10 protein-coding genes and 2 pseudogenes are annotated in these 11,396 nt (G+C 71.0%); 5 read left to right on the forward strand and 7 right to left on the reverse strand.

From position 1 onward, the window contains the following. Nucleotides 1-37 precede the first annotated feature (37 nt). The 5 genes from ACWEVO_RS16500 to ACWEVO_RS16520 all read right to left on the reverse strand — a co-directional run bounded on the left by ACWEVO_RS16500 (nucleotide 38) and on the right by ACWEVO_RS16520 (nucleotide 4,653). Nucleotides 38-1,420, reverse strand: a complete 1,383-nt coding sequence (locus tag ACWEVO_RS16500; RefSeq protein ID WP_452308385.1) for an ABC transporter substrate-binding protein — start codon at nucleotides 1,418-1,420, stop codon at nucleotides 38-40. A gap of 46 nt (nucleotides 1,421-1,466) precedes the next feature. Beyond that, nucleotides 1,467-2,297, reverse strand: a complete 831-nt coding sequence (locus ACWEVO_RS16505; RefSeq protein WP_452308386.1) for a carbohydrate ABC transporter permease — start codon at nucleotides 2,295-2,297, stop codon at nucleotides 1,467-1,469. Next, nucleotides 2,294-3,259, reverse strand: a complete 966-nt coding sequence (locus tag ACWEVO_RS16510) for a carbohydrate ABC transporter permease (protein ID WP_452308387.1) — start codon at nucleotides 3,257-3,259, stop codon at nucleotides 2,294-2,296. The genes ACWEVO_RS16505 and ACWEVO_RS16510 overlap by 4 nt, the downstream gene beginning before the upstream one ends. Before the next feature lie 153 nt (nucleotides 3,260-3,412). Next, nucleotides 3,413-4,042: an LUD domain-containing protein gene (locus ACWEVO_RS16515; protein ID WP_452308388.1), complete on the reverse strand. Its 630-nt coding sequence runs from the start codon at nucleotides 4,040-4,042 to the stop codon at nucleotides 3,413-3,415. Nucleotides 4,043-4,197: 155 nt separating this feature from the next. Further along, nucleotides 4,198-4,653 (reverse strand): nuclear transport factor 2 family protein, encoded by a 456-nt coding sequence (locus ACWEVO_RS16520; protein WP_452308389.1) that lies wholly within the window; start codon nucleotides 4,651-4,653, stop codon nucleotides 4,198-4,200. A gap of 157 nt (nucleotides 4,654-4,810) precedes the next feature. Here ACWEVO_RS16520 and sigJ point away from each other — a divergent pair, with 157 nt between their 5' ends. Both sigJ and ACWEVO_RS16530 read left to right on the forward strand, forming a co-directional pair. Beyond that, nucleotides 4,811-5,737, forward strand: coding sequence for an RNA polymerase sigma factor SigJ (gene sigJ, locus ACWEVO_RS16525; protein ID WP_452308390.1), 927 nt, complete (start codon nucleotides 4,811-4,813; stop codon nucleotides 5,735-5,737). Between the two features lie 161 nt (nucleotides 5,738-5,898). Continuing rightward, nucleotides 5,899-6,558: a TMEM175 family protein gene (locus tag ACWEVO_RS16530; RefSeq protein ID WP_452308391.1), complete on the forward strand. Its 660-nt coding sequence runs from the start codon at nucleotides 5,899-5,901 to the stop codon at nucleotides 6,556-6,558. On the opposite strand, the pseudogene ACWEVO_RS16535 reads toward ACWEVO_RS16530, so the two are convergent. Both ACWEVO_RS16535 and tnpB read right to left on the reverse strand, forming a co-directional pair. Then, a pseudogene (locus tag ACWEVO_RS16535) lies at nucleotides 6,544-7,173 on the reverse strand (response regulator); the annotation flags it as partial. The gene ACWEVO_RS16530 and the pseudogene ACWEVO_RS16535 overlap by 15 nt on opposite strands. Nucleotides 7,174-7,275: 102 nt before the next feature. Beyond that, nucleotides 7,276-8,664, reverse strand: a complete 1,389-nt coding sequence (tnpB, locus tag ACWEVO_RS16540; RefSeq protein ID WP_452308392.1) for an IS607 family element RNA-guided endonuclease TnpB — start codon at nucleotides 8,662-8,664, stop codon at nucleotides 7,276-7,278. 171 nt (nucleotides 8,665-8,835) lie between these two features. Here tnpB and ACWEVO_RS16545 point away from each other — a divergent pair, with 171 nt between their 5' ends. The 3 genes and pseudogenes from ACWEVO_RS16545 to ACWEVO_RS16555 form a co-directional block, all read left to right on the forward strand. Continuing rightward, nucleotides 8,836-10,224: a hypothetical protein gene (locus ACWEVO_RS16545; RefSeq protein ID WP_452308393.1), complete on the forward strand. Its 1,389-nt coding sequence runs from the start codon at nucleotides 8,836-8,838 to the stop codon at nucleotides 10,222-10,224. A gap of 41 nt (nucleotides 10,225-10,265) precedes the next feature. After that, nucleotides 10,266-10,844, forward strand: coding sequence for a hypothetical protein (locus ACWEVO_RS16550; protein ID WP_452308394.1), 579 nt, complete (start codon nucleotides 10,266-10,268; stop codon nucleotides 10,842-10,844). Nucleotides 10,845-11,037: 193 nt separating this feature from the next. After that, nucleotides 11,038-11,396: pseudogene (locus tag ACWEVO_RS16555) on the forward strand (hypothetical protein); the annotation flags it as partial.

Genomic DNA, 11,396 nt, shown 5'->3' on the forward strand with positions numbered 1-11,396 from the left:
CCCCCCCCCGGCCCCCCCGCCCCGCACGCCGAAGTCGTCAGCTGACCGACTTGTTGTAGCTGTCGATGGCGGCCTTGACGCTCGCGGCGGCGTCCTTCATGGCCTGGTCGGCGGGCTTGCTGCCGACGATCGCGGCTTCCAGGCCGTCCTCGGACGCCTTGCGGGCCTGCGGCATGACGCCGAGCAGGCAGCCGGCCGACGCGACCGACGGCGGCAGGGCGTGCAGCTGGTCCACGGCGGTCTTGAACTGCGGGTACTGGGCCACCCAGTCCTTGTCGATCTGCTCGTCCAGGGCCTTGGCGTTGACCGGCACGTATCCGGTGCCGGTGTGCCACTTGGCCTGCTGGGCGGGGCTGACGGCGAACTTCACGAACTCCCAGGCGGCCCGCTTCTCCTTGTCGCTGTGCCCGACGCCGTTGATCCACAGGGAGGCGCCGCCGATGATCGGCCCGCCCGTGGCCGTGCTGCTGGCCTTCGGGTACGGGGCGGTGAGGACGGTGAACTTGCCCTTGGCCGCCTCGACGTAGCCGCGCATAGCGCCGGTGGACTCCAGGTGCATCGCCACGGTGCCGGCCTTGAAGGCGGCCTGGGCGTCGTCGGTCTTGCGGCCGGTGTTCGTCGCGTAGCCGCCCTTGACCAGGTCCGCCCACCACTGGGCGACGCGCACGCCGGTTTCCTGGTCGAACTGCACCTTGGTGGCCAGGCCCTTGCGGCCGTTGCCGTTGTCGCAGTATTCCTTGCCGTCGGTGGCGATGAGCTGCTCCAGCAGCCAGCCGTAGATGGCGGCGCCGAAGCCGTACTGGATGGTCTTGCCGCTGGCGTCCTTGACGGTCAGCTTCTTGGCCATCTCCCCGATCTCGTCGAGGTTCTGCGGGGGCTTGTTCGGGTCGAGGCCGGCCTTGACGAAGGCTTCCTTGTTCAAGTACAGCAGCGGGGTGGAGGTGTTGAACGGCATCGACTGGAGCTTGCCGTCGATGGAGTAGTAGTTGGCGATGTTCGGTTCGATGTCGCCCGCGTTGAACTTGTCCTTGTCGATGAACTTGTACATCGGCACGGTCTGCTTGGAGTCGACCATGAACCGGGACCCGATGTCGTAGATCTGCACCAGCGCGGGGGTGTTCTTCTGCTGCACCGATGCCTTGTACTTGGCGATCGTCTCGTCGTAGTTGCCCTGGTAGATGGCCTTGACCTCGACCTTGCCGCCGCTCTGGGCGTTGAAGTCGGCGACCAGCTTGTCGATCGCCTCGGCGTTGGCGCCCTTCATCCCGTGCCAGAACTCGATGGTGGTCTTGTCGGTGGCCTTCTCCAGCACCTCCGCGCCGGGCGCTTCGAGGGCGTTCTTGCCGGAGTCGCTGCCGGACCCGGAACCACCGCACGCGGTCAGCGCGGCGGCGGCTACCAGGGCGACGAATGCGCTCATGCTCCGGCGGAGCCTAGGTTGTCTCACAGGTTCTCCTTGTCACGAGTTAACGCAGCGCGCCGGCGGTGAGGCCGCGGACGATGTAACGCTGGCCGAAGAGCACGACGGCCAGGGTGGGCAGCAGGGACAGCGCGACGCCGGCGAGGACGAGACCGGGTTGCGCCACCTCGGCGTCGTTGAGCTGGGAGATGCCGATCTGCAGGGTCTGGTACTGGGAGTCGCGGATCAGGATCAGCGGCCAGAAGTACTGGTTCCACGCCGAGAGGAACACGTAGACGCCGACCGCGGCGATCGAGGGCTTGGACAGCGGCACGATGACCCGCCACAGCAGGCGCCAGTGACCGCAGCCGTCGATCACCGCGGCGTCGCGCAGCTCGGTCGGGAACTGCAGGAAGGCCTGACGCAGCAGGAACGTGCCGAACGCCGAGGCGAGGAACGGCAGCACGAGACCCAGGTAGGTCAGCCCGCCGCGCGCCAGGCCCCAGCCGGAGATGGCCAGGTAGTTGGGGATGATGATCGCTTCCCACGGCACCATGAGGGTGGCGAGGAACAGCCCGAACGTCGCCGCCTTCGCCGGCAGGCGGAGGAACGCGAACGCGTACGCGGCCAGGATGCTGGTGACGATCTGCGCCACCGTGATCACCCCGGCCTGGATGGCGGAGTTGACGTAGAACCGGCCGAGCGGCACCGAGCGGAACACGTCGGTGATGTTCTGCCAGTAAAGCTCGTGGGGCACCAGCGCGGGCGGGTAGGTGGCCAGGTCACCGGGGCCCATCACGGCGCCGACGAATCCGTAGTAGATGGGGAACAGGACCGGGATCGCGGCCAGGCCGAGCACCACGTAGACGGCGAGCCGCCCGAAGCTGAACTTTTTCATCGGTAGTGGACCCGCCGCTCGAGGACGCCGAACTGGATGGCCGTGCAGCCGAGCATGACGACCAGCAGCACCACGGCCTGGGCGCTGGCTGATCCGAAGTCGGAGGACCCGAACGCGAACGCCTTCTCGTAGATCGAGTAGACCAGCGTCGTGGTGGCCTGGTCCGGGCCGCCCTTGGTCAGGATGTGGATCTGCCCGAAGCTCTGCAACGCGTGGATGGTGGACACCACGACGAGGAAGAACAGCTGTGGGGACAGCAGCGGAATGGTGATCCGGGACGCCAGCCGCCAGCCGGTCGCACCGTCCAGCCGCGCCGCCTCGACCACCTCCGGCGAGATCGCCGCCACGCCGGCGGAGAGCACGAGGACGTTGTAACCGAGGTTCATCCACACCGTCGCCGCGGCCACGGCGGGCAGCGCGATCGACGGGTCGGTCAGCCAGTTGACCCGGTCGATCCCGAACGTTCCGAGCACGCCGTTCGCCACGCCGATCGCCGGGTTGTAGATGACGGCGAACACCACCGACGCGGTCGCCACGGAGAACGCGAACGGCAGGGCGAACGCGGTGCGCAGCACCCGTACACCGCGGATGCGGGCCTCCAGCAGCAGCACCACGAACAGCGCGCCCAGGACCGCCGGGACCACGGAGAACAGCGTGAACAGGCCCGTGGTGGCCAGCACCTTGCCGAACTCCGGCGACAGCATCTCCCGGTAGTGTTCCGCGCCGACGTACACCGACGGGGCGCCGAACAGGTCGTTGCCGTGCACCGACAGGTACAGGGTCCGCCCCAGCGGCCAGAACACGAACAGCGCGAAGACCACGACCGACGGCAGCAGCAGCAGCCATCCGAGACCACGTTCGGTGAAGCGCGCCGGCTCCCCTCGTGCGACGGTGGAGCGGGTGGACTCTGTGGTCGGCGCGCGGTCATCCGGTGGGGCGCTGACGGTAGGAGGGGGTGGCACGGCAGCACAGTACCAACGCGATCGAGTGAAAGAAATCCTTCCCCACGCGACCGGGAGCTGGAATTTCTTTCCGCCGGTGGGCGGCGCCTGCCCACCGGTGGAGGACGTTTCCTCAGCCGCTATCCGTGATCAAGCAGCGGCTCGATCGTAATGTCATAAGCCGATGGCTTCGCGCAGCAGCAGGACGGTGGCGCGCCCGGGAAACGGTTCGGCGTTGAGGATGAGCAGCCGGTTGATGGCGCTGGGCTGCCCGTAGGCCACCTGTGAGCGGGCGCTCTCCAGCGGCAGGGCGTGCTCTTCGATCCGGCGCAACGCGGTGCTCAGGTCGGGCACCACCTTCTGCGCGCCGACGATCCAGATGGCGCGGGCGGCGCCGCCGGAGTAGGCGGGGAGTTGCTTTCCGCTGCCCGAGGCGGCCAGGAGTGAGCCGGTTTCGGTGACCGCGTTGACGCTGCCCACGACGACGTCGGGGCTGGCGGACAGCCGTCGGATGTCGTCGGCGCTGGTGGCCCGATCCATGGCCAGCATGCGCGGCTTGAGGGCCTGGTACCGCCCGCCGGCGTTGATGTCCTGCTCGATGCCGGACAGGCGCAGCGTCTCGCTGGCGGCGGTGAAGACGGTGGCGCCCTCGGGGATCAGGTCGGTGATGCGGGTACGCGCGGCGGGCGCGTCGTCGAGGATTTCGACGGTGAAGCCGTGTGCCGTCAGCGCGGCGGCCGTCCGCTCGAGGCGCTGCGGGGATGCCGGTTCGGTGAACAGTGCTGCTGGAACCGAGGTGGTCATGTTCTCTCCTGACTGGTCATGCTGTGCCGGGTCGCGGGCCGCAGGTGGTGTGGATCGCGGTGGGGCGCGGCCCCGGGAGCCGTGTGGGCCGATTAGCCGGACCTGACATCGGCGCGGCGTGCGGGAACGCGGTCCCGGGGCACGAGACGCCACCGTCAGCTCTCAGCGGCAGATGCTGACGGCGCCGAGCCCCCCAGCGGGGTGGTGTCGACGTACCGGACCTCGTAGACCCGCTCGGCGAACTTCCAGCCGTCCGCGGTGCGCTGGTAGCGGTCGTGGTAGATGGCGAAGTTCAGCCCCTGGCGGCCGTCGCGCAGACGCGCCACCTCCTGGATGTACGCGCGGCCGGTGGCGGTGTCGCCGTCGAGCTGGATGGTGCCGGGGTGGGTGTTCTGCACGAAGAAGTCCCACTGGGCCTGCAGCCGCTCACCGCCGACGCGGATCTCCTCCCGCCCGACCATCTCGACGGGAACGTTGGGCATGCGCAGCACACCGTCCGGGGTGAACAACGCGGCGAGGCGGGCACGGTCGCGCATCATCACCGCGTCGGTGAACTCCGCGCGCAGCGCCTCGATCTCCACGCGGTCCGCGATGGCCTGGAAGTCACTCATCGGTCCTCTTTCCTCGTCAGGTGGGATGGTGTGTCCGTCCAGCTGTCCGACGACGCAGCTCCCCGGAATGTCAGGCGACGCGGTCCGCCTCACATTCCGGTGCGCTGTCTCGTCGGACCGGTGAAGGATTAACGCGAACGAGGGAGCCTGCGGCGCGATGACCAACGAGTCAGGACAAGGCGAGCCCGACCCGGGACTGGCCGCGATCGTGCGCGAGCGACGTCAGCTGATCAATCTCGCGTACCGGCTCCTCGGCTCCCTGGCCGAGGCGGAAGACGCGGTGCAGGAGACCTACGCCCGCTGGTACGCGATGTCCGAGCAGCAGCGCGACGCCGTCGCCTCCCCCGGCGCGTGGCTGACCACGGTCGCCAGCCGCGTCTGCCTCGACCTGCTGCGCTCAGCGCGGGTCCGGCGGGAACGTTACGTCGGCCAGTGGATCCCCGAGCCGCTGCCCGAGCCCACCGAGTGGACCGGCGGGCGGGCCGGCACCACGGCGGACCCGGCCGACCGGGTCACCCTCGACGAGTCGGTCAACATGGCCTTCCTCGTCGTGCTCGAGTCGATGACCCCGGCCGAGCGCGTCGCGTTCATCCTGCACGACGTCTTCCGCTACTCCTTCGCCGAAGTGGCCGAGGTCGTCGGCCGTACCCCGGCCGCATGCCGTCAGCTGGCCTCCTCGGCCCGCCGCCGCATCGGCGGGTCGCAGGCCCCGGCGCTCCCGCCGGCCCGGCAGGCCGTCATCGTCAGAGACTTCAAGCGGGCCTGGGAGGCCGGGGACATCGCCGCGCTCATCGGCCTCCTCGACCCCGACGCCACCGCGACCGGCGACGGTGGCGGCCTCGTCACCGCGCAGCCGCGCCCCGTCGAGGGCGGCGAGCAGATCGCGCGCTTCTTCGCCGGCCTCGCCGACGGGCTGGGCGCCGTCACGCTGCTGGAGCGCACGGTCAACGGCCAGCCCGGCCTGGTCGCGCAGCGCGACGGCGTCACCGTGGCGGTGTACGCCTTCCAGGTGAGCGGCGAGCGGATCACGCGCATCTGGGCGATCCTCAACCCGGAGAAGATCCGGCCCTGGACGGCAGGCTGACCGGCGGCCGCCCATCGGCCGGTCCGTCGAGAGCTGCGGCTGATCGGCGGGTCACGCCAAGCGCACTGTCACGTCTGCGATCTCGGGAAAGGCTGGCCGCCGACCTCTGAGCACGACCCGAAACGGGGAACCATGGGTGTCCGGTTCGTCACAATCAGGGGATGAGCGAGGAGCCCCCCGGTGCCGGCCCACGGCAGCGTCCCGACATCCACCAACGCCGGGACCGCACGCTGCAACGGATCACCGCGTTCACCGACGCGGGCGTGGCGATCGCCCTGACCCTGCTGGTGCTGCCGCTGGTCGACTTCGCCGACCAGAGCACCGCCCGGCAGTCGGTGGCGCAACTGTTCGCCGAGCACCTCGGGGATGTCCTCTCCTTCGCGGTGTCATTCCTGGTCATCGCGTTGTTCTGGCGAACCCACCGGAGCCTCTACGAACAGCTCGTCGACTACGACGAGCCCCTGCTCAGTCTCACCATATTGTGGCTGCTGGCGGTGGTCTTCCTGCCGTTTCCCACCGCACGACTGTTCGTCGAGACGCGCCTGCGTACCGACTCCGCGGTCCTCTATCTCGGCAACATGCTGGTCATCAGCCTCCTCGCGCTCGTCCAGGCCTGGTGGGTCGTCCGCCGCCCGGACCTTCGCGCACCGTCGAGTCCGGGAACATCCCGGGCGCTGCTGCCCCCCGTCGCCCTGTCCGTGATCTTTGCCGTCGCGATCCTGGCCGCCCTCGCCTCGCCGACCGCCGGCCTGCTGGTACTGGTCTGCCTGCCGCTGGCGCGGTTCCTCGCCATCCGGCTCACCAGGCCACACCACCAGTGACGGGTGCACCCGGTCCCGCAGCCCAGCTTCGCCAGGATCCGGCCGAGGTACGTCTTGACCGTGCTCTCGGAGACGAACAGCGCCGCCGCGATCTCCGCGTTCGACAACCCTCGCGCGACCAGGGTTCAACACCTCGCGCTCACGCTCGGTCAGCGCCGCCAGCCGGCCGTTCGTCTCTGGCCGCGGCGGGGTCCTGCCGAGGTAGTGGGCGAAGAGGCGACGGGTGACGCTGGGCGCGGCCACCGCCTCGCCGCCGGCCACCACCCGCACGGCGGAGATCAGGTCGGCGGCGAGCGCGTCCTTGAGCAGGAAGCCACTCGCGCCGGCGCGAAGCCCGGCCAGCACGTACTCGTCCAAGTGGAAGGCGGTCAGGATGATCACCCGCGCGGGGTGGGGGCCGAAGCGGATACGCCGGGTGGCCTCGCTGCCGTCCAGACCCGGCATCCGCACGTCCATCAGGACCACGTCCGGCCGGGTGCGGGCCACCACGTCCAGGGCCTGCGACCCGTCGGCGGCCTCCCCCACCACCTCGATGTCGCCGGTCTCCTCCAGCACCAGCCGGAACCCGGTACGCACCAGCGTCTGATCGTCGACCAGCACCACCCGTACGGTCATCTCGGTACCGGGGTGATCTCACGTGCCTGCAGCGGCAGCGTCGCGCACAGCCGGAACCCGCCGCCGCCGGGCCCCGGCCGGTTTCCAGTTCGCCGTTACCTGTCAGTGCGCTGTAGCGACTGATCGGCATGTCCCGCCTTGCGGTGGGATGGTCCCGGTCTTGTCCGCCTGAGCGGGGCCGGGTTGACGTTTCATGGCCACCGGCCCGCCGGGGCGGGTCTTATGGTCGGCTCCACGTCCTGCCACCGGGCCACTCCCGGCGGTGGTGATGGTGGCCTCATGCGCGAGGGCGGCGAGGTTACGGGCGGCGTTGAGGTCCCGATCGAGGACCAAGCCGCAGGAGTCGCAGAGGTAGGTTCGGACACGCAGCGGCAGTTTGGCTTTCACTACGCCGCAGTCGGAACAGGTTTTGCTGGAGGGATACCAGCGGTCGGCGACGATCCGCCGGCCACCGTTCCATGAGGCCTTGTAGCCCACCTGTCGGCGGATCTCGGCGAAGCCGGCATCCGCGATGTGTCGGGCCAGCCGCCGGTTGGCCAGCATGCCGGCCACGTGGAGGTCTTCGACCACGATCGTGCCGTACTCGCGGGCCAGCCCGGTGGTGAGCTTGTGCAGGCCGTCACGGCGCAAGTTCGCTACCCGCGCATGCGCGCGAGTGACCTGCTCGCGGGCGCGTTCCCACCGATTCGAGGGCCGCCGACCGGTACGCCGGTCCGGCCCGACACGGCGGGACATCCGCCGCGACAGCCGCCGCATCCGCCGCGCCGCCTCCTCCAGATGCCTCGGATTGGGCACCATCTCACCGGTGGACAACACCGCCAGATGGCTGATCCCCACATCGACACCAACCACCGCCCGCGGCCGCCTCGGGATGCGCTCGACCCGCTCCACCTCGACGCAGAACGCGACCTGCCACCGCCCACCGTCACGGCGCACCGTCGCCGACAGGATCCGGGCCGTGCCCGCCTCCAAGCGGCGGGCGAGCTTACGGGTCGACTCGTGGGTCTTCAACCGGCCCAGCCGGGGCAGCACCACATGCTTACGGTCCGGCTCCACCCGGATCGCCCCGGTGGTGAACCGGACGCTAGGGGTGCTGCGGCGGCGGGACTTGAACCGCGGAAATCCCACCCGCCGACCGGCCCGCTTGCCCGCCCGGGAGTCCGACCAGTTCTTCAACCCGCGGGCCAGGTTGTCCAGGCCGGTGTTGAACGCCTCCTTCGAGCACTCAGCCCACCACGGCGCCACCTCCGGCTTCGTTTGGTTCCACGCCTTGCGCAACGCGGCGAGATTCCACCCGAGGGCCGGAATCAGCAGCTCCTCAGGCGTGCCGTAGGAACGTTCCGCGGCCCGCTGGCCCATGACCGCCTTCACCCTGGCCAGACCCCAGTTGTACGCCACCCTCGCCGCACCAGCATGCGCCAGCACCGACCGCTCCTGAGCCGGGGTCAGATCGAGCGCGAAACGATACGCCTGCATACTGCGCACACCCACCCCGACTCACCTCCTCGGGATCAGTGTTGGCGATGGGTACGACACTCCCGCGGCCCCTCGCCCAAACACCGCACTAGAACGCGTCTTTGACGCCTAAACAACACTCCCTCGGGCAGCAGTTGACACCGCCAGACCGGCGGTACGCGCAGCACCACGGCGCTGGGACGGGCGGTGGTGGCCGACGCGCTGCGCGCGGTCGACCCGGTCGGCGCCCGCGCCGCCGAGCACGAGACGAACTGGCGACACGGCTACCTGGGTCATTTCCGCCGGCTGGTCGAGGCCGGTCTGCTCTCCCGCGACGCGGCGCTGACCGTCGCCCGCGACGGGCTGGACTCCCTGCACTCCCGGATGCGCTACCTGCCCGGGGACGGGACGGAGATCGACCTCGACCGGGTGTGCGACCTGGCCGACCCGCAGCCGTTGGAGACCGCGACCGTCGTCGGGGCCGGCGAGGTGGACCGGGAGCTGTCGGTGCCGTACCGGGGGCAGCGGCTGCGCGGTGACGACCTGCGCCGCCGCCTGGACGCCTGGGTGGACGCCGGGGTCATCGAGCCGAGCTGCGCCGAGGCGGTCCGCGCGGTGCTGGCCAACCCCGACTGGCTGGACCTGCGCGACCAGCGGATCGTGGTGCTCGGCGCCGGGGCGGAGATGGGCCCGCTGCCGTCGGTGCTGCGCTGGGGCGGCGAGGTGGTCGCCGTGGACCTGCCCCGGCCGGACATCTGGCGCCGGGTGCTGCGCACGGCCCACCGCCACGGCGGACGCCTGCACCTGCCGGTACGCCCCGGCACGGCGGGCGACGACGCGGCCCTGGCCGCCGGGGCGGGCGCCGACCTGCTGCACCGGCTCCCCCAGGCCGCCGCCTGGCTGCGCGGCGTCGACGGGCGCCTCGTCCTGGGCAACTACGTGTACGCCGACGGCGCGACCAACGTGCGGGTCGCCACCGCGGTCGACGCGCTCACCGTCCACCTGGCCGGGCATCGCCCGGACGTCGCGCTGGCCTTCCTGGCCACCCCGACCGACGTGTACGCCGTCCCCGCCGAGGCGGTGGCGCACGCCGAACGCGGCTACGCCGCCCGGGGGCTGGCCCGCCGGTCACTGCGGGTGCTCTCCGGCGGCCGGCTGCTGCACCGCAACTACCCGCCTGAGGCGGACCCCGGGATCAACGACAGCCTCGTCCCGCAGCAGGGACCGAACTACGCCCTGGCCAAGCGGCTGCAGCGGTGGCGGGCGGCGGTGGCGAGGGACGCCGGGACGACCGTGTCGTTCACCGTGGCCCCACCGACCCGGACCCGCTCGGTGCTGCGCAACCGGGCCCTCGCCGCCGCGTACGCCGGCGCGCACCGGTTCGGCATCGAGGTGTTCGAACCGGCCACCAGCAACACCCTGATGGCGGCGCTGCTCGTGCACGACCTGCGCACCGGCGGCGGGCCCGCGCAGGCGCACCCGTGGCGGGACGAGGCGTACGCGGCGGCGCACGGGGGCCTGTGGCGGGTGCCGTACGCCCCGCGCAGCGCCCTCGGCCTGGCGGTGCTGCTGGGGCTGGGCGGCGCGCGGGCCTGAGGCGCAGGTTTCCTTGTGCCGGGGCTCGGGAAGGCAACCGCATGGCCGAGACCTTCGCAGACCAGGACCTGACCACCCTGCGGTCCATCGCGCGCGGTGCCGGCATACCGGACACCGAGCGCATGCCGCACGACCAGCTGGTCGACATGTTGCGCCGGGCCGGCCGGGCCGAACCGGCCGGCCGGCCCGTCGACACCAGCCTGGCCGATCCCGGTGACCCGGGCGATGCCTCGGGCGCGTACCACGGCCGTGGCGTCGGACGGCGGGAGTCCGCCGGCGGCCCGGCGGCGGAGAGCGGCTGGCCCGACCAGCCGACGACGGATCCGGCCGGGCTGTCGGGGCTGCCCCGTAGCAGCCTGACGCTGGGTGACGAGAGCACCGGCGGACGCGCGGCCGAGGAGGCGATCGGCGCCCGACCGGGGCAGCCGGAGGTGCCGGACCTCGCCCAGGAAGCACGTGGTGTGCAGGGGGATGTCCAGGACCCGGCCGGGCTGTCCGGGCTGCCGCGCAGCGATCTGACCCTCGGTGACGAGAGCACCGGCGGACGGGCGGCCGAGGAGGCGATTGGCGCCCGACCCGGGGAGTCCGACACGGAGATCGACGACCGAACGCAACGCTGAGCGGCCACTGTGGGCCGTCCCCGGTATGGGGGCGGCCCCGGAGCCTACCCACTGTCCGTCACCCCACGTGATGATGTCGGGTTTGATGACAGTTGGGGTGTTTTTCGGGAATGTGCGGATGGTGAAACATCGCCGTCGAGCCTCGGTTCTCAAACCCGGACAAAGGCCCACAGGCCCCTCATAGCCTCGACCGGTGGCTCTTCGCATGTCGTTCGATGGGCTGACCCTCGGCCCGCCCTCCGCTCCGCCAACCGTTCATTCCCCGCCGTCCCGGCCGGTCTTCCTCGACGTCACCGGCGCGCGCCGCCGACGGGTCCGACGCGTGGGCGTACTGGTCGCCGTCGCCTCGCTGACCTATCTCCCGATGGCCGCGAGCGCCCTGCTGCCCGGCCCGACAGCGCCGGCGCTGCCGGGCCCACTCTCGGTCGGAGCTGAACCGAGCAGTGAGACCAGCGATCAGCCCGTCCCCACCCCGTCGGCGTCGGCGTCGGCCGACCGTCTGCCCGAGCCGCTCCCGAACGAACCGGACCCGGTGGACCGGCCGCCACCGGC

This window comes from Micromonospora sp. NPDC003776, assembly GCF_053605645.1.